Raw genomic sequence first — 20,693 nt, forward strand, 5'->3', positions numbered from 1 at the left:
GGGCAGGATCCTGGGAACGCTTCATGATAGCTGGGACGAGGATCTTCCATGCGCATCGGCATCTCCTGCTACAGCACCTTCGGCGGCTCGGGCGTCGTGGCCACGGAGGTGGGCAAGGCCCTGGCGGCCCGGGGCCACGAGGTGCACATCCTCAGCCCGAGCCTGCCGCCACGCCTGGTGGGCTTCGAGGACCGCATCACCTTCCACGAGGTGCGGGCCAGCCCCTACCCCCTGTTCGAGGATGCGCCCTATTCCATCGCCCTGGGCTCGAAGATGGCCGACGTGGCCGAGCACAACGGCCTGGACATCATCCATGCCCACTACGCCATACCCCACGCCATGGCGGCGCTGCTGGCGCGCATGGCCGTGCCCCACCTCAAGGTGGTGACCACCCTGCACGGCACGGACATCACGGTGGTGGGCAGCGATCCCAGCTACCTGCCCATGGTGAAGATGGCCATCCGCGAGAGCGACGGCGTCACGGCCGTTTCGGAGTATCTGCGGGACGAGACCGTCCGGACCTTCGGCGTGGACCGCGCCATCGACGTCATCGGCAACTTCGTGGAACCCCCGGGCCAGGAGCGGCCCGATTGCCGGGCCTGGCTGGCCCCCAAGGCCGCCTTCGTGCTGACCCACATCTCGAACTTCCGAGCCGTGAAGCGGGTCATGGACGTACTCAGGGTCTTCGAGCGGGTGCGGAAGGAAGTCCCCGTGCGCCTCATCATGGTGGGCGACGGCCCCGACCGCGTGGAGGCCGAGGCCTTCTGCCGGGACCGCGGCTTTGCCGCCGAGGTGCGGTTCACGGGCAAGCAGCTCGACATCGGCACCGTGCTGGCCTGTTCCGATCTGTTCATCCTGCCCAGCGCCACGGAGAGCTTCGGCCTGGCGGCCCTGGAGGCCATGGGCCACCGGGTGCCCGTCATCGCCAGCCGGGTGGGCGGCCTGCCGGAAGTGGTGCGGCACGGGGTGGACGGCTACCTCGAGGCCCTGGGCGACGTGGACGCCATGGCGGCCGATGCCGTCCGGCTGCTGCGGGACGAGGATCTGCGGCTGACCATGGGCACGGCCGCCCGGGAACGTGCCCTGGGCACCTTCGCCGAAGGGCCCATCGTGGACCGCTACGAGGCCCTGTACCGCCGTGTCCTGGGCCAGGACTGACGGGCCATCCCGGCATCGCTCCGGAATCAGCCAAAGGGCCGGGTCCGCCGATGAAGAGGAGATGAAGGAGTCCCGGTGACGGTTCGGCAATTCGTACGCATGGTCCTGCTCCTCGGGTTGACCGGGGTGGCCTGGGCCACCGGGGGCTGGCGACGTCCCTTCGAAGTGCTGGGACCGGCCCAGGGCCTCCCCGATGGGGGCGTCCTCTGCATCGCCCAGGATGCGGACGGGTTCATCTGGCTGGGCAGCGAGGTCGGGCTCTTCCGCTACGAGGGCGGGCAAAGCAGCCACTGGAGCCGGAAGGAGGGGATGCCCTCCGACCATGTGGACCGGCTGGCCGCAAGCCCCACCGGAGGCGTGTGGGCATCCACACCCCAGGGCCTGGTCCGGCTCCGGAATGGGCGCCTCGACCTGGCCCGTTTCCCGGATCGGACCCCCTTCACCGGCACCCTGGCGATGGCCCACGATCCTTCCGGGCGCCTCTGGATCGCCGCGACGCGGGGCCTCTTCGTGGAAGGGGAGGACCTGACCTTCAGGCCCCACCCTCAGGGCCCGCCGGGACAGGTCTTCACGGTGAGCGTGGGCCAGTCCGGAGCGATGCTCGTGGGCGGTGAGCATGGCCTGACCGCCTTCCGCCCCGGCGGCGGCATCGAATCCTGGAATTCGAGCCAGGGCCTGCCCCGGACCCGCATCGAGCTCGCCCGTGAAGACGATCAAGGCCGATTCTGGGCCTGCTCGGGCCGGACCCTGGTCATGAAGGAGGCCGGGGCGACCCGTTTCACCGATCAGTCCAGGCTCCTGAAGGCCCCGGTCACGCCCTACGGCGACTTCTTCCTGGATCGGGACGGGTCGCTCTGGCTGCCGACCCTGAAGGGCGCGCTGTGCCTCCAGGGTCCGAAGAGCGCCGCGCTGGACGATACCGCGGGCCTGCCCATGCGCTGGGTCCGGAAGGTCTTCCGGGACCGGGAAGGGGGCCTCTGGCTGCTGGGCACGGCGGTGGCCCGGCTGCAGGGAAACGATCAGCTCTGGAACCACCCACTGGCCGAGGGCCCCTCCGGCGTGATCGTCTGGGCCTTCCTGCGGGATGTCCGGGGACAGCTCCTGGTGGGCACAGATGACGGCGTCTTCCGGGTGGGCGCGGCCAGCCACGCGCGCATTCCGGGCACCGAGGGACGGCGCATCAAGGGGCTGGCGATCGACGGGACCGGCCGGCTCTGGATGGTGGGGACCACTGGACCCGCGCTGTGGCTCGGCCCTGGCGAATCGACGGCCAGGGTGGCCCCGCTGGGTGAGCTCGGCAGCGCCCTGAACACCGTCATGGCCGATGGGTCGGGCGGGATCTGGGCCGGCCATTCGCGGCTGGGCATCCTGCATTGGGACGCCGGGAAGCAGCGCCTGGTCCAGGAGGTGGGACCGGAGGTCGCGCCATCGGGGGCCCTGGGGGCATTCCAGATGCGCCAGGATGCCTCGGGCCGGCTGTGGGTGGCGACCACCCGCGGCCTCTACCTCCGGGAGCGCTCCGGGGCCTGGCACCTGTTCGACGAGAAGGACGGAATCCTGCCCTTCGGCCTGCATGGGATGGCCTTCCTGCCGGACGGCAGCGCCTGGGTCCACTACACCGAGCCCCAGGGCCTCCAGAGGATCCGCATCGACGGAACGCAGGTCACGGTGCTCGAGCGGCGCCGGGCGGGACAGGGGCTCCGCTCAGACCGGATCTACGCCCTGGAGGTCGACCCGGACGGCCACGCCTGGGCCAGCTCCAGCCAAGGTTTCGAGTGCCTCGACCAGCCCATCCGCCTGGGCCGTAGGGAAGGCATGATCAGCGAGGACTGCGATCTGCTGGCCCTGCTGGCCGAGAAGGGCCGGATCTGGGTGGGGACTTCGGCCGGCGTTGTCCGCTACGACGGTGGCGAAGGGCCGGCCGCCCTGCCACCCCCGCTGCCCCAGATCCTGTTCGCCCAGAAAGGGGAACGGCGGCTGGAAGCCCCCTTGGCGGCCCTGGAGCCGGTGGCGCCGAGGGAATCCAGCCTCGCCTTCCGCGTGGCCGTTCCCAGCTACCGCCACGAGGGCCAGCTGAAGATCCAGGTCCGCCTGGTGGGCCTGGAAGAGGACTGGCGAGACCTCGAAGCACCCCTGACGCGCTATCCGAGCCTGCCTGCCGGCAGGTACCGCTTCGAGGTCCGGGCGGCCCAGCCCGATGGGGCCTTCGGCCCCGTCGTCAGCCTCGCCTTCGAGGTCCTGCCCCGGTGGTGGCGCACCTGGTGGGCCCTGGCGCTGTGGGGCCTGGCCGCCGCCGGGCTGGTCGTCCTCATCGTCCGCCTGCGGGTGGCGAGCCTGGCGCAGAGCAAGGTGGAGCTGGAGGAGCTCGTCGCCAAGCGGACCGAAGAATTGCGGTCCCGGAACGCCGACCTCACCGAGGCGCTGGGCCGGGTGAAGCAGCTCTCGGGCCTGCTGCCCATCTGCGCGAGCTGCAAGAAGATCCGCGACGACCGGGGCTACTGGAACCAGCTGGAGCAGTACATCAGCGACCATTCGGAGGTGGGGTTCTCCCACGGCATCTGCCCAGATTGCGTGGGCACCCTGTTCCCGGACTACTCGGGCCACCATAAGACCAAGGCCAAGGGCGATCCCTGACGCGACCGGCTCGCTAGAAGCGCCGACCCAGGCCCAGCCAGACATTGGGGCCGGTGGAATCGGTGTCCGCCGTGACCGTGGGTGAGGGGGCCAGGGAACCCGAGGCCGGGACCGAGTGCCGGAGCCGGGCCCAGGAGTAGCTGAGACCGGCCTCGGCGTACCATGTCCTCCTGTCGGAGACGTAGGCGTCCACCCCGACGCCAAAGGTGGCGATGGGGAACCAGCCGCTGTTGTCCACCTGCAGGGATTCGTCCAGGACGCCGTTGCGCAAGGCGAGGCGGGTCCGGTCCTTCTCGTAGGCGAGGCCGACCCCTCCGAGCAGGAAGGGCACCCAGCGCCCGTTCGCACCCAGGGGCCGGTACTGGGCCAGGACGAAGAAGTCCGCGTAGATCGAGTATTCCTGCTTGAAGGCAAGGGTTGCGGCGCCGGCGGGCGTATCCACCGTGGTCGTCCCGTCGATCTTCCCGCGGGACCAGTCCAGCCCGAGCCCCACCTTCCACTTCGGATCCAGCTCCCGGAAGAGCTGCAGTCCCAGGTTGAGGTTCGGTACGTCATCCCAGGTCCGGAAGGCGGCGCCGAAGGTCGCGTTGATCTCCCTGATCTGGCGGTTCGTCTCGGTCTGCTTCGGCCAACTCTGCTGGAGGTAGGCCGTCATGGACCAGGGAGACCCATCCTGGGCGCGGGTCGGCAGGCTGAGGCCAAGCAGGCAGACCCCGGCTTGGACCAGACGAAGGCGGAGACGGGCAGACGACATGGCACCATCCGGGAAATCCTCCAGGGATAGGGCCCTCAGTTCGGCCTGTCAATGAGGAGCGCAAGGTCACTGATTGGGTCGAGAGGGGAAGTCGAATCATATGATTCACTGAAGGCTGAACTGTGATGGCTGCCACTCCCCTGGAATGCCCCGTTCGAGCAGACTGGTTTTTTGCCTGTAGGGGCCCCCTTGCCTAGCCGGTTGCATCCAAACGACGGATCCGTCTTTGACCTCTTCGACGGGGCGAAGGTGGTGGATGTCGAGGCCCTGACCCTCGAGGTCCACCAGCTGCGGGAGAAGGAGAACTTCCTCAACCGCCTGCTCATGGCCATGACCCTGCTCAGCCGCCACCGGTCCATCGTGTCCGGAGACCTCGGCAGCGCGCTCCGCGACATCACCCGCATGGCGGCCCTCTCGGTCCAGGTGCAGCGGGCCAGTGTCTGGTTCCTCGACGAGACGCGGACGACCCTGACCTGCGCCTGCATCTTCGACGGGCTTGAAGGGCTCCACAGTGAAGGTGCGCGGTTGTCGGCCGGCGACTACCCCACGTATTTCGCAGAGATCGAACGCGGCCGGGTGGTGGCCGCCGAGGACGCCTGCCAGGATTCCCGCACGCGCGAGTTTGCCGAGGGCTACCTGGTCCCGCTGAGCATCACCTCCATGCTGGACGTGCCCATCAAGCAGGGCGACAAGCTGGCGGGCGTGGTCTGCCTCGAGCACACAGGCCCGATGCGGGCCTGGCTGCCGGAGGAGAAGCAGTTCGCGGCCTTCGCCTCCAGCCTGGTGAGCCTGGCCATCGAGGCCACGGAGCGCCTGGAGAGCGCGGAGAAGGGCCGGTAGGGTCCCCGCCCGCCACACCCGGTTCGACCCGAAGGTCGCCATCGACGGAGCCGGGAGGGGCGGCCTCCCCGGGCGTCCACCCCGGCGCCGATCCAGGCCCAGCCTCATTCCCGTCATGGAAATCGCCTTGAGCTGACTGGGATTCTCGACCAGTGCAAGCGCCTGCAGAGGGGGCCTCCGGGGCTCCGGGCAGGGGGGGACCGCTTTACGAATTTCCCGGGAACTCAATTCGGGCTTGAATCTGCCGCGATTGAGGGCATGATCCTGTGCGGGCCCACGCCCTTACACAGGAGCCATTTCATGGCCGAGAACCTCACCAAGGCTGAACTCGTCGAAGCCGTCGCCAAGGCTGCCGACATCACCAAGTCCGCCGCCGCCGCTGCGATCGGCTGCTTCCTCGGAACCATCTCCGGCCACGTCGGCAAGGGCGGGAAGGTGACCCTGGTCGGCTTCGGCACCTTCTCCCAGAAGGTCCGCAAGGCCCGCACCGGCCGCAACCCCCAGACTGGCGCCGCGATCAAGATCGGCGCTTCCAAGTCCATGGGCTTCAAGGCCTCCAAGGCCGGCGCCGCGAAGAAGGCCGCCCCCAAGAAGGCTGCCAAGAAGAAGTAGTGGCGTTCTGAGAAAGGCAGGCGGGGAGGCTATGTGCCTCCCCGCTTGTTTTGTACGACGGGGATTTTTGTACTCGACAATGCTTGTCAAGCGGGCTTTGGACAAGCTGCTTGGGCAGACTCGAACTGGCGGCCCAGGGGTCATGGGGACCTGGATGAAATTGCCTCGCTATGAATGAGGCGCAGAGGACGCCTGCCCTGAGTGGCTCCGCCTGGCTACCAGCCGATCCGGATCCCGGGTCCGGTTGCCTAGAAGGGGCTCTCGCCGAACCAGGCCTCGGCTTCAGCGAGGGATCTGACGATCCGGATCGTGATCTGCGGATGATCGTTCAAGGTCTTGAACATCTGGGTCATTCCGTAGGTAAGGTCTCTATCCACGATGAAGGCCGATTTGACCGGATTCTTGAGGGGCATGGCCTTCCGGATCTGCGCAAAGTCGAACACGTCTTCGAAGGAAATGTCGAACACGTCCACGGAGCCGACATCGACAACCCGATTCGGCGTCACATCCGTTGATGACTCGATCTCCTCCACTCGCCGGGTGATCTCCTTGAGACCCATGCGGGAGAATGTTCCGGTCAGCTGCAAGATCACATAGTCGTCGTGGTGGATAAACAGGAACGCCATGATTTCCTCTGAGGGACGCCTCAGGTTACTCCTCAAGGAGGCAGACTCGAACTGGCGCGTGGCTGGCCCCGGCTGCGGACGCTGCGCAGGCCCCACTGGGGCCTTGCTCGCTGCAGCCACCATTCGCCAGGAGTGGCGAATAGGACGGCATCGCCGCAGGCGATGGCCGCCCGAAGGGCGAGGGCACAGGAGGTGCCCGAGTCAGCCGGGCCGCCACTGCTTCTCGGCAGTCCGAGTCTGTTGGCTTGGGTGGGGGTACAGCAAAACCGGAGCCTCTCGGCTCCGGTCTGTTGAGTGGTGGCTGGAGGCAGACTCGAACTGCCGACCTAGGGATTATGAGACCCTCGCTCTAACCACCTGAGCTACCCAGCCACGAAGGGACAGTCTAGCGCGGGTGCGGGCTTGGGTCTAGGCGAGATCCTGCACCAGCACCACGATGAGGCGCTTGGGGCCGTGGACGCCGTAGGCGAGGGTCTGCTCGATGTCGGCGGTCTTGCTGGGGCCGGAGATCAGCAAGGCATTGGGCGGCAGGCTCCGGCCCCAGCCCAGGGCCTTCACGGCGGACCAGAAGGTGTCCTGGATGGTGGAGGCCCGCAGCAGGGCGATGTGGATGGGGGGCACCAGGGACATGAGGCGCGGCTCGGCGGAACCGGGCATCAGCAGCAGGCCGCCCGTTTCGGCGATGCCGCCCACGGTGCTGGTGAAGCCGGCGTCCACGCCCGTGAACAGCTCATCCTTGAACGCCTCGACGGGGCGGTCGTAGGGCATCAGCTGGGTGCCCCCGGGGGCCCAACCCTTGGCCAAGTCCGCCCCGGCTTCGCAGGTGGGGCCGAAGAGCAGGTTCTTCAGGCCCTCGCGGTCGCAGAAGGCCCTGACCACGACGGGCCAGGTGGCCGGGGTGGCCTCGAGGAACTCCGTGTGGACCGCCTCCATGCCCTTGCGGAGGCGCTCCACACGCTCAGCGGCGGGCCACTGGCGGCGCTCCAGGACGGCGGTGTCGAGATCGGGCAGGGGGCCGGACCCGCCGGCGGCGCGGAGACGGCCGAGGATGGCAGTGCGGGCGTCAGTCATGGGAGCCTCCCTCGGCGCGCATGCGCTCGCTGAGCGAGCGGCGGGCCGGAACGGGTTTGGTGCGGGTGCGGGTCCAGTTCTTGATCAGGGGGGCCCCGGCGGGCAGGGCCTTGCCGAAGCGGGTGGCGAACCAGGAGGCCACCCGGTAGAGCGCCGGTCGCTTCAGGACGCCGGCCCAGATGCGCCAGGCCCAGTCCTCGGCGGCTGTCCGGCCGGTCCCCCGGCCCAGCACGTTCGAGCCCACGTCCTCGTGGGTGGCCTCGCGGCGCAGGCGCACCAGGATCTCGGGGATGGGGATCTCCACCGGGCACACCTCGCTGCAGGCGCCGCAGAGGCTGGACCCATGGATCAGGTCGTGCCGGACGCCCACGCCCTCCATCTGCGGCGTGAGGATCTTGCCGATGGGGCCCGGGTAGATGGCCTCGTAGGCATGGCCGCCGATGCGGGTGTAGACCGGGCAGTGGTTCATGCAGGCGCCGCAGCGGATGCAGCGCAGGGTGGCGCGGAGCTGGGGATCGGCGTACATCCGGGAACGCCCGTTGTCGAGGATGACGAGGTGGACCTCCCGGGGGCCGTCCTTCTCGTCCGTGCCCCGGGGGCCGCTGATGAGGTTGAAGTAGGTGCTCACCGCCTGGCCCGTGGCGGAGCGGGTGAGGATGGCGTAGAGCGGCGCCACGTCTTCCAGGCGCGCCACCACCTTCTCCAGCCCCATGACGGCGATGTGGAGTGGCGGCACGTGCGTGCTCATGCGGCCGTTGCCCTCGTTCTCCACCAGGCAGAGGGTTCCGGTCTCGGCCACGGCGAAGTTCACGCCGGAAAGGCCTGCGTCGGCGTGAAGGAACTTCTCGCGCAGGACCTTGCGAGCCATGGCGGTGAGCTCGTCCACGTCCTCGGTGTACTTCGCATCCTTGATCTTCTGGCTGAACTGCCGGGCGATCTGATCCTTGTTCTTGTGGATGGCGGGCATGATGATGTGGCTCGGCGTTTCGCCATCGAGCTGGATGATGTACTCGCCCAGGTCGGATTCCAGGGCCTCGATGCCCTTGGATTCCAGGAAGGCGTTGAGGTGCATCTCCTCGGAGACCATGCTCTTGCCCTTGACCAGGGTCTTGGCGCCCTTGGCCTGCATGATGCCGAGGATCAGCTCATTGGCCTGCTCGCAGGTCTCGGCCCAGTGGACCTGGATGCCGTTCTTCGTGCAGTTGGCCTCGAACTGCTCCAGCAGCTCGGGCAGGCTCAGCAGGCTCCGCGAGCGGATGGCCGTGCTGAGGTCCCGCAGGTCCTGCAGGTCCCGGGGATCCGGGAACTGGTTCCGGCGCTTGGTGATGAGGCCGTCCATGGCCCGGCGGAAGTTGGCCCGGAGCTGGGGATCCAGCAGGGCCTTCGAGGCGGAATCGCGGAAGAGGATTTCTTTCTCAGCGTGCATGGGTGCGCTCCCAGAGGAACTCGGCGATGTGCTGGACGCGGAGCGGGCTCTGCTTCGCCTCCAGGGTGCCGTTCACGTTGAGCAGGCAGCCGCCGTCCGTGGACAGCAGCACGGAAGCGCCGGTGGCCTCAGCATCCGCCGCCTTGTCGCAGGACATGACGCCGGAGATCTCCGGCTGGCGCACGGAGAAGGTGCCGCCAAAGCCGCAGCACTCATGGGTGCGCGACAGGGGCGCCAGCTCCACATTCGACAGCTGGCCGATGAGGGCCTGGGGCTCGCCCTTCAGGCCCAGGTCGCGGACCGCGTGACAGGAGCTGTGCCAGGTGACCTTCACGGGCTCACCCAGGTCCTTGAGCTTCACGTCCAGGACATCGACCAGGAACTGCGTCAACTCGTAGACCCGGGCGCTGAAGGCGCGCACCTGGGCCTCGTCGGGCTGCCCGTGGAAGAGTTCCGGATAGTGGACCTTCATCATGCCGGCGCAGCTGCCCGAGGGCAGGATCACCGGCAGATCCTTGGGGAACAGGGCCACCTGGGTGCGGGCCACGTCGCGGGCCTCCTCCCAGTAGCCGCAGTTGAAGGCCGGCTGGCCACAGCAGGTCTGCCCCTCGGGGAAGACGACTTCCACCCCGGCCTGGCGCAGGAGCTGGATGCCGGCCATGCCGGCATCGGGGAAGAACAGGTCCACGAGACAGGTCCCGTAGAAATAGACTTTCGTCGGTTTGTCGCTCACTTGGCCACCTCCGGGCGGGTCGCGGATTCGAGCAGGTACAGGAAGCTGCGGTAGATCTCGCCCGTGGAGCGGGTCATACCCACTTCGCAGGTGCGGCTGCTGGCGTAGTGACCATCGAAGGACTGGCTCTTCACTTCCTTCGCCTCATGCTTCGTGGCCGAGGCGGTCAGCTCGGCATGGGTGAAGCCGCGGTCCCCCGCGAAGCCGCAGCACCCCGCATCGCGAGGCACGACGACCTTGTCGGCGCAGGCCTGGGCCACGCCCTCCAGTTTGGGCAGCAGGTTCATCTTGGTGAGCGAGCAGACCGGGTGGAGCACCACGGAGCCCACCTTGCGGGTCACCTGCAGCTTGGGCAGCAGCACGTCGTAGGCGAAGGCAGTGCTGTCGATGATCTTCAGCTTGTCGAACTTCGCCTGGTTCTCGGGCGTGAGGTAGGCCCGGCTGGTGACCACGCCGTAGGTGCAGGGGCTGGTGTCCATGACGACCGAGAGGCGGCCCTCCTGGCTCCATTCCCAGAACTTCTCGATGGCGTGGTTCACGGTGTACTTGTGCGCCAGGTCGAAGCCCTTGGAGGAGAAGGGTACACCGCAGCAGGTGCCTTCGACGTCGAGGGGGATGTGGACCGGCACACCGGCCCGCGCCGAGACCTTGACCAGGGCCTCGACCAGGCTCAGCTCCTCGGACTCGCCGGGCAGGTGGCCCATCATGCGGGAGATGCAGGCCGGGAAGTAGATGGCCTGGGCGCCTTCCAGGGAGGTCACGGGCAGGGGCGCCTTGGCGGCCCTGGGCATCTCGGGGCTCCATTGGTGGGAGGCGCCGAAGGCCTTCATGACCCGGGTGATGAAGGGCATCACCTTGGGCCCGAAGAGGCTCTGCACCATGTGCCCGGAGCGCAGGGCGACCCGCATGACCGGCTCCACCGTGGCGAAGTTGCGGGCCACGGAGAGGGCGATCTTCTGGGCCCGGCGGCTGTGGCTCGCCCGCCGGAAGCGCTTGGTGAGCTGGCCGGTATCAATGCTCACGGGGCAGGCGGTGGCACAGAGGCCATCGGCCGCGCAGGTCTCCAGGGCCATGTAGGGGAAGGCCGCCTGCAGGGAGGAGAGCAGGGCAGGGTTCTCGTGGTTCCCCTCGAGGCGCGCCATCTCGCGGCGCACGACGATGCGCTGGCGGGGCGTGAGCGTCAGCTCGCGGCTGGGGCACTTGGGCTCGCAGTAGCCGCACTCGATGCACTTGTCGACCTCCTCCTCCACGCCGGGCATGGGCTTGAGGTCGGCCACGTGGCACTTGGGGTCGGCGTTGATGATGACGCCGGGGTTCAGCAGGTGCAGGGGATCCACCAGGGCCTTGAGCTTCTCCATGACGGCCTTGGCCTCGGGGCCCCACTCGGCCTCGACGAAGGGGGCCATGTTGCGACCCGTGCCGTGCTCGGCCTTCAGGGCGCCATCGTATTTCTTCACCACCAGTTCGACCACGTCGTCGATGAAGCGCTCGTAGCGGTCCACGGCGGCCTGGTCGTTGAAGGACTGGGTGATGACGAAGTGGAGGTTCCCGTCCTTGGCATGGCCGAAGATGATGGCCTCGTCATAGCCGTGCTTGGCGAAGAGCTTGGTGAGGTCCACGGCGGCGTCCGCCAGGCTCTCGATGGGGAAGGCCACGTCCTCGATCAGCACCGTGGTGCCGCGCTTGCGGACCGCGCCCACGGAGGGGAAGGTGCCCGAGCGGATCTTCCAGAAGAGGGCCTGCTCCACCGGGTCATGGGTGAACCGGGCGGGCTCCATCAGCTTGAGGTCGGCCGTCGTGGCCAGGGCGGTGCGCTCCAATTCGGCACGGACGGACTCGTCCCGGCCGTGGAACTCCACCAGCAGCGCCGCGGCGCCTTCGGGCAGGGACTTGATGCCGGGGGGGATGCCCGGCTGGTTCTCGACGGATTTCAGGGAGGCGCGATCCAGCAGCTCCAGGGCCGCGGCGCCCGCATCCCGCAGGGGGATGATGGCGGCACAGGCGGCATGCAGATCCGGGAAGAGCAGGAAGGCCGTCACCTTCACCGGCAGGTCGGGCACGGACTTCAGCACGGCTTCGGCGATGAAGGCCAGGGTGCCTTCGGAGCCCACCAGCACATTGCGGAAGATGTCCACGGGCCGGTCGAAGTCGATGAAGGCATTGAGGGAATAGCCCGTCGTGTTCTTCATCTTGTACTTGGCCCGGATGCGCTCGGCCAGGGTGGGGTTGGCCAGGAGGTCGGCCTTGAGGTTCAACAGGCCCTGCGCCAGCTCCGGCTCGGCCTCGCGGAAGCGCGCGTCGGCATCCGGGGCGGCCGTGTCGATCACGGTGCCCGAAGGCAGGACGAAGGTCAGGGATTCGAGCGTGTGGTAGGCGTTCTGGGTGACGCCGCAGCACATGCCACTGGAGTTGTTCGACAGGATGCCACCCACCGTACAGGTGTTGATGGAGGCCGGGTCGGGGCCCATCTTGGCCTTGAAGAACTTGAGGGCGTGGTTCACGTGGGCGCCGATGACGCCGGGCTGGACCTTCACCTTGGCCCCGCCTTCCAGCACCTGGATGCCCCGCCAGTTGCGGGCGACTTCCACGAGAATGCCATCCGACACCGACTGGCCTGACAGGCTGGTGCCCGCGGCCCGGAAGGTCATGGGGATCTTCCGCTCGTGGCTCAGCCGGAAGAGCCCCCGGATGTCCTCGACGCTTCCCGCGAAGGCCACCGCCTTGGGAATGAGCCGATAGAAGCTGGCGTCCGAAGCGAAGGCGATGAGGTCCACCGGCCGGTCCAGCACGCGGTCCGGGCCCACGATGGCGACAAGGGAATCCCTGAGGGAGGTGGCGGTGGCAGTGATCATGAGAAACATCCTCTCCCCGCGTAGGGGCGGTAAAAAGTCCCGCCGACGATCAGGATGTCGGCGGGACCCAGGTCATTCGTCTGAAGTCCGCGCGGCCTACTTGGCCGGGGCGGGGGCGGGCGCAGCTGCGGGGGCAGCCGGAACGGCAGGCGCGGCGGCCGGAGCGGTCGTCACGGCGGGGGCAGCGGGCACCTGGGGCATCCAGTTGGCGGGCAGGACCTTCGCGTAGAGGAAGATCACGACGCCGACCATCGCGGCCAGGGCCAGGCTGTGGAAGAACACGTAGCGCAGGATGGTGCCTTCTTCGCCCTGCTGGTTGGTGGCGACGGAGGCCACCACGAGGCTCTGGGCGTCGATCATCTTGCCCATGACGCCGCCGGTGGTGTTGGCCGCGGCGGTGAGGATCGGGTTCAGGCCCAGCTGCTGGGCGGTGATCTTCTGGAGGCCGCCGAAGAGCACGTTGGCGGAGGTGTCACTGCCCGTGAGGGCCACGCCCAGCCAGCCCAGCATGGCGCTGAAGAAGGGGAACAGGGCGCCGGTGCTGGCGAAGGCCAGGCCCATGGTGGCGTCCAGGCCCGCGGACTTGGACACGAAGCCCAGGCCCAGCATGGCGGCGATGGTGAGCAGGGAGATCTTCACGCGGTTGACGGTCTTGCCGAAGATCTTGACGAGCTCAAGGAAGCTGAAGCCCGCCACCAGACCGCTGAGGATGCCCGCCAGGAGGAGGCTGGTGCCCGTGAGGGAGAGCCAGTTGAAGGTCCAGACGGCGGCTTCGGCCGAGGGCTTGGCGACGACCGGGGGAGCCTTGATGACCATCTTGTGGAGCTTGGGGATCTCGAAGTTCTTGACGGTGTAGCCCATCAGGAAGTTCGGCTTCTCCTTCGTGCCGCCATTCAGGAAGGTCTTGACCTGGGGGGTGCCCCACACGAACACGAAGAGGGAGAGGAACACCCAGGGCAGCCAGGCCTTCACGATCTTGCCGGTGGGCTGCTCGACCTTCTCGGTGTGGGCCTCTTCGCGCTCGTGCTCGTAGCGCCAGGTGGTCTTGGGCTGCCAGACCTTGAGGAACAGGACCAGGGACACCATGGAGACGATGGCGCCGATGATGTCCACCAGCCAGGGGCCGTGGAAGTTGCTCACCGCGAACTGGGTGATGGCGAAGCTGCCACCGGCCACGAGGCAGGCGGGCCAGACTTCCATCATGGCCTTGCGTCCGGCCATGGTCCAAATGATCCAGAAGGGCACGATCAGCGAGAAGATGGGCAGGATGCGGCCGGCAGCGGCGCTCAGCATGTCCAGGGGCAGGCCGGTGACGCCGGCGAGGGCGATGAGGGGGCTGCCCAGGGCGCCGTAGGCCACGGGAGCCGTGTTGCCGATGAGGGCCAGACCGGCGGCCTGGAGGGGCCGGAAGCCCAGGCCGATCAGCATGGCGGCGGAGATCGCCACCGGCGTGCCGAAGCCGGCGGCGCCCTCGATGAAGGCGCCGAAGCTGAAGGCGATCAGCAGGGCCTGGATGCGGCGGTCGCCCGCCAGCCCGGCGATGCTGTGCTTCACCACCTCGAAATCACCGGATTTGACAGTGATGTCGTAGATGAAGATGGCGTTCAGCACGATCCAGCCGATGGGCAGGAGACCGAAGAGCGCGCCGTGGACGGCGGCCATGCCGGCCATGCCGGCGGGCATCTTGTAGACGAAAATGGCGACGGCCAGACAGGTGAGCAGGCCCAGGATGGCGGAATAATGCGCCTTCACATGCTTGGCCAGGAAGCCCAGCAGCACGAAGACCGGCAAGGCGGCCACCAGTGCGGAAATGAAGATATTCCCCATGACGGGGGAATAGACTTGGGTCCAGGGGGTCATGCAGCCTCCAGAGGGGGGTAGGAAGAAGATGGGGGGGTAGGGTTATGGGAAAGAGCTTGGGCGAAGGTTACAATGGGTCTAGTGGTCAGACCATACTGAAGAGTGGTATTTTTGATCACACTTTCCATGTAGTATTTTTTTCAACAGTTATATTTTTTCATAAAGCGACCCCATGGAATTCTCCCCCATCAAGACCAAGCGGCTCTACGAGGAGATCGTGGAGCAGATCAAGCAACTCATTACCGACGGGAGGCTGAAACCGGGGGACCGGCTGCTGGCGGAGCGGGAACTGGCCGATCAGTTCCAGGTCAGCCGCGCCTCCGTGCGGGAGGCCATCCGGACCCTGGAGATGCTCGGCGTCATCGACATCCGTCCCGGCGAGGGCACCTTCGTCCGGGGCACCGAGACCGATGACATCATCCGCCCCCTGGCCATGTTCCTGGCGGTCGAACGAAGCTCGCTCCTCGACATGTTCGAGATGCGCCGCATCTTCGAGACCGCCACGGCGGGCCTTGCGGCGGAACGCGCCACCGAGGAGGAACTCGACCACATCGAGGCCATGCTCGAGAAGATGCGCGAGCGGCTGAACGTGCTCGATCCGGAGAAGGGCGAGGAATTCGACGCAGCCTTCCACTACGCGGTGGCCGAATCCACCCACAACAGCCTGCTGACCAAGCTGTTCAAGACCGTGTCCGAGGAGTTCGCCAAGGCCAATTCCGTGGCCCGGCGCCAGCTGTACCACGACAACATCCAGAACGCCCAGAAGATCATCGACCAGCACTCCGAGATCCTCGAAGCCATCCGTTCCCGGTCGCCCAAGGCCGCCTCGGAAGCCATGCTCGCGCACCTCATCTTCGCGGAGGGCGAGCTGAGGAAGTGGATCGTTTAGAGCGCCCAATCACGGCCATGCAAAGCGGGCACGCGAGTGCCCGCTTTGCATGGTGGCCCGGTGGCTACCACACATGCCATCTAAAGTAATGTGAATCGACATACTTAATTTTATTGCCTCTTGATCATGCCCCCAGATCTGCCCCCAGAGTCAGGATGGCAAGCAAGCTAGCTTTCAAGGTTTTGGCCCCGATTTCATAAGATCATGGCCTAGTCAATTGCCGTGAGATTCATCCATGACGACCCACCAAATCGTTAATCAAAGCCGAGTTCTAGGGCCGAACAAATGGGAGAAGTCGTGACTCCCCAGGTGTTCACCGCTGAGTTCATCAGGGGGCTACCCCCCGATTCATGGCTTCTTCAGGTTGCGACAATTGACCAATTCAAGGAAGTTCGTGAACACATTGAAGGTTTTATTGACTTGATGGGTGAACAGAAGGCCAAGGCAATTCGGCTATTCCAGAACCCGGACATGCCCAAATTCTGGGATGCATACAAGGAACTGATGGTTGGGGCCATCCTCCTCGAATGTGGAATTTCCGCCCAAAACAGCCCAAGGGTTATGCGAGGGGACGGAACCTCACAGACACCGGATTGGGTGGTCTTTGGTGAGGACGGTCGCCCCACTCTGATTGTCGAGGTAACGTCCCTTCACGGGAATCAAGACGGGGAAACCCTCCGGTCCCAGGTTGAAGACCTTCGAAATCGATTAAAGGAAGGACTACCTCCTGGATTCGATCTCGAATTGAGCGACTACCTGGCCCCCGAAGTGGACGATTTGGCAGTAGCCCACTCAAGTTTGGTGGAGGCACTCACCATCGCTTTGGGACCAACGGCTCCACCTGACAGGTTGGAACACCGAATGAATCTGGAAGAAATTGCTCCCGATCTTGGTTTTTCTGGCGTTGTGACTTGGAAATGCCGGGAAGCCGAAGGCCCGTCATTGATTCAACCCTACATCTTCGTTGGAGATGCAGGTGGCTATGACATGGATAGATTCAAGAGCTCTGTAGCAAAAAAGGCACGGAAGTACGAGGTCATATGCTCTGAATTGAACTGCCCACTTGTGGTAGCAATCTGCCCTGAGTTCTGGGCGAATATCTTCCCTTCAACCGTCGACTACTTCTTAGCTCGGTGCGGATTCTTCGAGAGAGTCAGCAATTCACTGAGCAGCATCTGGATTTGTGATTGTGGAGCTAGCTGGTCCTGGCGGTCACACTTAGTCCATAACCCTAAGGCCATAAGACCAACCCCAAACACAGTGCACGACAAATGGTGAACATCGTCCCCAAAGCCTGTCAGACCCGCTTTTTGCGGTAAGCCGACTAGACCAGAATCCAGAGCCCTCATCAGTCAATATCAGGGAAAGAAAGGCATGGCCATCCAGGAAGCAACGGCCAGCGCGCTTCGACTGGAGTGCCCCCAAGTTCCCACGGCATGGGCGAGGTTAAAATTTCGGTATCCCAGCTCGGTCCAATCTCTGCCCTGATCCCAAACGTTGAGCAGGAATTCGATGATCAACTTCTCCCCATTCGAGGCGCCAGAGTATGCGTTTGCCACGATTGGGTTCGACACCACGTCGTAAGGCCAATAGCTGAGCTTGTAATCGATCTTGAATGTCTTCAGAAGTGCGGTCATCTGGGGATGTGAATGAGTAGGTCGGGCCAGGGCTCGGCTTTCAATCGGGCGATGATCCTTGTTGTGCATGTTGTTCTCCAAATTGTTAGGGATGGATATTTCCACTCGATGGTTAGGGACTCCCCCGATGTGGCAGCGCCCAGTGAAAGAGCCTGCAGGTGAGTTACCCAGGGCACGAGATCACCCTTTGGTGAGATGGCTCAGGCCGCCTCAGGCCACGTCTTCGCGAGCAACTTTCGCGGACTCCGGGATGGAAACCGGAGAAACCGAACAAACCGACGGGGCCACTTCCACACGCCATCGTTCGGAGGAGGTGTTTCCGGCCGCACGCACAATGCGCCTGCCATCTACGATCCGTCCGACGTGACGGCGCATCCACCAGCCAACTTTGCGGGAGTTAATCGCCCCTCGTTCTCCAGCGATTTCCTCCATGACATCCCGAAGGTCCGCATCCTTGTCCCCGTTGGCCGCAACCCTGCGGAGTGCATCACGGACCATGGCACTGGTCTTCCCAAAGGTGTGCATCCATGCATCCAGGAAGCGTAGGAGGACATCCCTTTCCGGGTCCTCCGTCATGGCTTCAAAAATAGAATCAGTTGGATCATTAATTCCAAGCCATAGAAGCGGTTGACGACAGAAGTTAGACCAGTCTTCATAGCCGGCAAACGGCCTGCATTCCTCCTTGGGGCATCCAGCGGCCACCCATGCACAGATGAGGGTCAAGACGGCGGATACATACCGGCCGCGCTCCTGGAGCACCTCTCTAATCAGGTGGGGTCGACAGAAGGATCTGGCCGCGGGGACCTCACATTGGGGGGCCAAGTGAATGGAGAGGCAGCGGCGTGTCATGTCCCGCACCGGATCGACGTTGTTGCCACTGGAGAGCACCAGCACACGGGTGGAGACGCTGACGGTCTTAGACAGGCCCAAGATCCGCCCCGAAATGAATTCGGAGGTCAAGGCCGTGCAAAGGCTCTTGTGGGGCACAAGATCTCCAGTCAAGTTGTCGAACTCAACCACAGCCGGGGCCCGCAGCAGTTCCGCCAGGAGTAATTTGCGACATTCCTCATCGTCGGCAGGAAATGTAGTGGGGGTGCCACGCTGAGGCGTCGCGAAGGCAGTGATCAACTGGCAGAGGTAGGATTTCCCCGAACCTGGCATATGGGCCCGAGCGTGGAACATCGGAGCCAGTGGCAGGCTCGCACGAACGGTGGCGGTCAGGATTGCAGCCAGGGCCGCAGCTCTGTCTACCTCACGGGCGAAACTGAATTCAGTCAACAGGTCGTGAAGCACCTCCAGAGCTGCTTCTGCATCCTTTCGAGTGGGGGCCTCCGAGATGGAAAAGGCCTTGGAGTTGAATACTCCGAACATGCCCGTGTCAGGGTCGTACCCTGCCGTCCGCACCAGGCTGCCATCAGGCCGGAGGTATGGCTGGCGGGCCAGCCCGTTCAACACGGGAAGGTGAGGGTAGACCGAAGAATCGAAGAGCACGCCAGCATGGCGGGCAGGGGGGTCAGTCCTCACCCAATCCTCTGAGCGCCCATCGAACCGCTCCCAACTCGCCACGCCTGCGAGGGCACGCACGAGGGCGGGCTGGGAGACCTCCTGGACACGGGTCTCCCGAGTCCCGGGATCCGTGTTCACCGTCACGATCAATCCTCCGCGCTGGTAGAACCTGCGTGCCTGGGCCAGCTCCCGCTCTGCCGCGTCCACCACTCGATGGATCTCTCCCGCGACCGTGCGGATGGTCGGCTTCATCCGAGCTTCACTGGGCTGGATCCCGAGGAAGGCTAGCAAATCCCGGATATGCCGCCCAGAACAATGGCCATGCTGGCACTTGAAGCCACCAATGGGCCAATTGTCATCTGGCTCGAAGTAGGCCGTGCCATGGTCAACGCCGCCAGAATGCTCCTCGACCCAGGGGCAGGTCAGATCATGCTTCCCCTCACCCAGCGGGGTCTTGTAAAGGCCCCGATCCCTTAGGGCCACGAGGACCGGATTCTCGTCGGGACGAGGCAGCAGGACCGCGTCTCCATCCTCTGGATGGGATGCAGGATGTCGCGTCTCACGCCGTGTTGAACCACCAGCAGCCGCAAGATCCAACTGGAGCCCTGCGACCAGTTCATCCATGGAGTAACGCCGCCCTGGTTCCCAGGACTTCATGCGGCAGCGGAAGGCTGGTTGATGCTTGCCATTACTGCCCACAGGGAGCCGAGCCAGTCGAGCGCGAGGACCATTCGCCCCCGGATCGCACAATCCAGCCGTCACGATGGCCTTCATTAGGCGATCCGCCAGAAGGCCATCCAACAGCGGTTCCTTGAAGGCGTAGCCTGCCTGGAAGTTCCCCGGGGAAGTTTCAAGAAGCCAGGTTGGCGGGAGCGTAAGCCGATCCAAGGGCACCTTCCCACCCAAGTCGTCCAGCATGACCGCAGGAAGTGCCATGAATTGTGCCTTCCGACGACGGTATCGACCCGACTCGTCGGGCCTGAACGCGGCCAGGGAGAAGTAGGTGTTGGCCTCCGCCGCGCCTGCCGGGTTGCCATCGGACCAGTGAGAGCCGAACCAGGCCGAAGCACTGACTTGCCCAGGATGCCCCTCAAAGCAGACCACGACGGGCCGCGCATTGCCGGATGGGCCAATGAAGAGGGTCCGCAGGAATTCCTCGTTGGTGCAGAGGTCGGTTTCCTCGGTTCCTCGGGTTTCCCCTTCGCCATTCGGAAAATCATTCGCTGACGATTCGCTCACTTCTGCTCCCTTAGACCAGGGGCCTTCCGGCTGGCTTCGAGGGTGCGGACAAGGGAACGAATCTCGGCGTCCCCTTTTCCAGCAATGCGCGCTTCGTTGAGGGCCGCCACCTCGTGTTCAGGCCATCCTACGGACCGGGCGCCGAGCGAGACAGGGCGGGTGAAGAGCCCCTGCCGAATATCCAGGTAGTGAGTGCTCCTCGATCGGCCACGGGCCTGGAGCACAGCAGGGAGGCGGAGAATGGCGTACTTCACCACTATTCCCCTCCCTGGATGGACCGCTGGCCATCCTGTCCAAGGACAGGGAGGCTAGATTTCCATCGTTCGGCCTCCTCCCTTTCCACCAGAGTCCGAGTCCCCACCTTCTTGGGAAACAGCCGCTTGTTCCGCACTTCCTTGTAGAACTGGGATTTGCTGATATCTGCCCAACGAAGAAACGCCCGAACGCTCATCAGGCCGCTGAGATGGGCCCCATCATCCCGACAGGGAAGGGGGGAAGGTGAGTAGATGGCCATGAGCCCTCCTAATTGGCTCCTAGGGGGGTCAGAGCGGTCTGTTGTCTTGCCTCAAGGCCAGTCCGGTTCGAGAATGGGCTGCCCTGAGGAGTCATCCCCCGGGGTGCCCCCCTCCTTGTCCGGCCACCTGGTAAGTACTGGATGGGGAGGGGGGGCAGTTGAGGTAGCGTAGGTGCGATGCACCAAACAACCACCACGGAGCAAGTCTGAGTCAACCCATGTAAGTGCGGAAGTCCAAACAACTTGCGATTCAGTCGAAAAATTGATTGTAAAAAATATTTGACTTTTTCTAAGTGATCTGCTAAGCTCCAGGCTGCGCAAAGCGATTAAGCCTTGAGAGCA

16 protein-coding genes and 1 tRNA gene are annotated in these 20,693 nt (G+C 65.0%); 6 read left to right on the top strand and 11 right to left on the bottom strand.

The window, feature by feature from the left end:
• Positions 1-48 precede the first annotated feature (48 nt).
• Together bshA and QOZ81_RS08470 are read left to right on the top strand one after the other, a co-directional pair.
• Positions 49-1,158: an N-acetyl-alpha-D-glucosaminyl L-malate synthase BshA gene (gene bshA / locus QOZ81_RS08465; protein WP_291198935.1), complete on the top strand. Its 1,110-nt coding sequence runs from the start codon at positions 49-51 to the stop codon at positions 1,156-1,158.
• Between the two features lie 75 nt (positions 1,159-1,233).
• Entirely contained in the window at positions 1,234-3,792 is a 2,559-nt protein-coding gene (locus QOZ81_RS08470; protein WP_291198933.1) for a ligand-binding sensor domain-containing protein, read from the top strand.
• A gap of 13 nt (positions 3,793-3,805) precedes the next feature.
• On the opposite strand, the gene QOZ81_RS08475 is transcribed toward QOZ81_RS08470, so the two are convergent.
• On the bottom strand, positions 3,806-4,546 hold the full coding sequence (locus QOZ81_RS08475; protein WP_291198932.1) for a hypothetical protein: 741 nt from the start codon (positions 4,544-4,546) through the stop codon (positions 3,806-3,808).
• 189 nt (positions 4,547-4,735) lie between these two features.
• Here QOZ81_RS08475 and QOZ81_RS08480 point away from each other — a divergent pair, with 189 nt between their 5' ends.
• Positions 4,736-5,386, top strand: a complete 651-nt coding sequence (locus tag QOZ81_RS08480) for a GAF domain-containing protein (RefSeq protein ID WP_291198930.1) — start codon at positions 4,736-4,738, stop codon at positions 5,384-5,386.
• Positions 5,387-5,686: 300 nt separating this feature from the next.
• On the top strand, positions 5,687-5,998 hold the full coding sequence (locus QOZ81_RS08485; protein ID WP_291198929.1) for an HU family DNA-binding protein: 312 nt from the start codon (positions 5,687-5,689) through the stop codon (positions 5,996-5,998).
• Between the two features lie 248 nt (positions 5,999-6,246).
• Here QOZ81_RS08485 and QOZ81_RS08490 read toward each other — a convergent pair whose 3' ends face one another.
• From QOZ81_RS08490 to QOZ81_RS08520, 7 genes are all read right to left on the bottom strand, one after another.
• Positions 6,247-6,624, bottom strand: coding sequence for a hypothetical protein (locus tag QOZ81_RS08490; protein WP_291198928.1), 378 nt, complete (start codon positions 6,622-6,624; stop codon positions 6,247-6,249).
• Positions 6,625-6,919: 295 nt separating this feature from the next.
• Positions 6,920-6,996: transfer RNA gene (locus QOZ81_RS08495), tRNA-Met, on the bottom strand.
• Positions 6,997-7,032: 36 nt separating this feature from the next.
• A complete protein-coding gene (locus QOZ81_RS08500; protein WP_291198926.1) occupies positions 7,033-7,695 on the bottom strand; it encodes a LutC/YkgG family protein in 663 nt (220 codons plus the stop codon).
• The gene (locus tag QOZ81_RS08505) at positions 7,688-9,121 is read right to left on the bottom strand and encodes a LutB/LldF family L-lactate oxidation iron-sulfur protein (protein WP_291198924.1); all 1,434 of its coding nucleotides are present in this window, start codon (positions 9,119-9,121) and stop codon (positions 7,688-7,690) included. The genes QOZ81_RS08500 and QOZ81_RS08505 overlap by 8 nt, the downstream gene beginning before the upstream one ends.
• Positions 9,111-9,854, bottom strand: coding sequence for a (Fe-S)-binding protein (locus QOZ81_RS08510; protein ID WP_291198922.1), 744 nt, complete (start codon positions 9,852-9,854; stop codon positions 9,111-9,113). The genes QOZ81_RS08505 and QOZ81_RS08510 overlap by 11 nt, the downstream gene beginning before the upstream one ends.
• Positions 9,851-12,706 (bottom strand): FAD-binding and (Fe-S)-binding domain-containing protein, encoded by a 2,856-nt coding sequence (locus tag QOZ81_RS08515; protein WP_291198920.1) that lies wholly within the window; start codon positions 12,704-12,706, stop codon positions 9,851-9,853. The genes QOZ81_RS08510 and QOZ81_RS08515 overlap by 4 nt, the downstream gene beginning before the upstream one ends.
• A 96-nt stretch (positions 12,707-12,802) precedes the next feature.
• A complete protein-coding gene (locus QOZ81_RS08520) occupies positions 12,803-14,566 on the bottom strand; it encodes an L-lactate permease (protein WP_300714395.1) in 1,764 nt (587 codons plus the stop codon).
• Between the two features lie 172 nt (positions 14,567-14,738).
• On the opposite strand from QOZ81_RS08520, the gene QOZ81_RS08525 reads away from it, so the two are divergent.
• Positions 14,739-15,455: a FadR/GntR family transcriptional regulator gene (locus QOZ81_RS08525; RefSeq protein WP_291198916.1), complete on the top strand. Its 717-nt coding sequence runs from the start codon at positions 14,739-14,741 to the stop codon at positions 15,453-15,455.
• Between the two features lie 297 nt (positions 15,456-15,752).
• The gene (locus QOZ81_RS08530; protein ID WP_291198914.1) at positions 15,753-16,733 is read left to right on the top strand and encodes a hypothetical protein; all 981 of its coding nucleotides are present in this window, start codon (positions 15,753-15,755) and stop codon (positions 16,731-16,733) included.
• An 80-nt stretch (positions 16,734-16,813) separates the two neighbouring features.
• Here QOZ81_RS08530 and QOZ81_RS08535 read toward each other — a convergent pair whose 3' ends face one another.
• The 3 genes from QOZ81_RS08535 to QOZ81_RS16770 form a co-directional block, all read right to left on the bottom strand.
• Complete coding sequence (locus tag QOZ81_RS08535; protein ID WP_291198912.1) at positions 16,814-17,161, bottom strand: hypothetical protein; 348 nt, start codon at positions 17,159-17,161, stop codon at positions 16,814-16,816.
• 141 nt (positions 17,162-17,302) lie between these two features.
• Positions 17,303-19,837, bottom strand: coding sequence for a hypothetical protein (locus tag QOZ81_RS08540; RefSeq protein ID WP_291198910.1), 2,535 nt, complete (start codon positions 19,835-19,837; stop codon positions 17,303-17,305).
• Positions 19,834-20,094, bottom strand: coding sequence for a helix-turn-helix transcriptional regulator (locus tag QOZ81_RS16770; protein ID WP_441316712.1), 261 nt, complete (start codon positions 20,092-20,094; stop codon positions 19,834-19,836). Before QOZ81_RS16770 ends, QOZ81_RS08540 begins: the two co-directional genes overlap by 4 nt.
• Positions 20,095-20,693: the final 599 nt, after the last annotated feature.

The organism is Geothrix sp., assembly GCF_030219325.1.
In the GTDB taxonomy this organism is placed as follows: Bacteria; Acidobacteriota; Holophagae; order Holophagales; family Holophagaceae; genus Geothrix.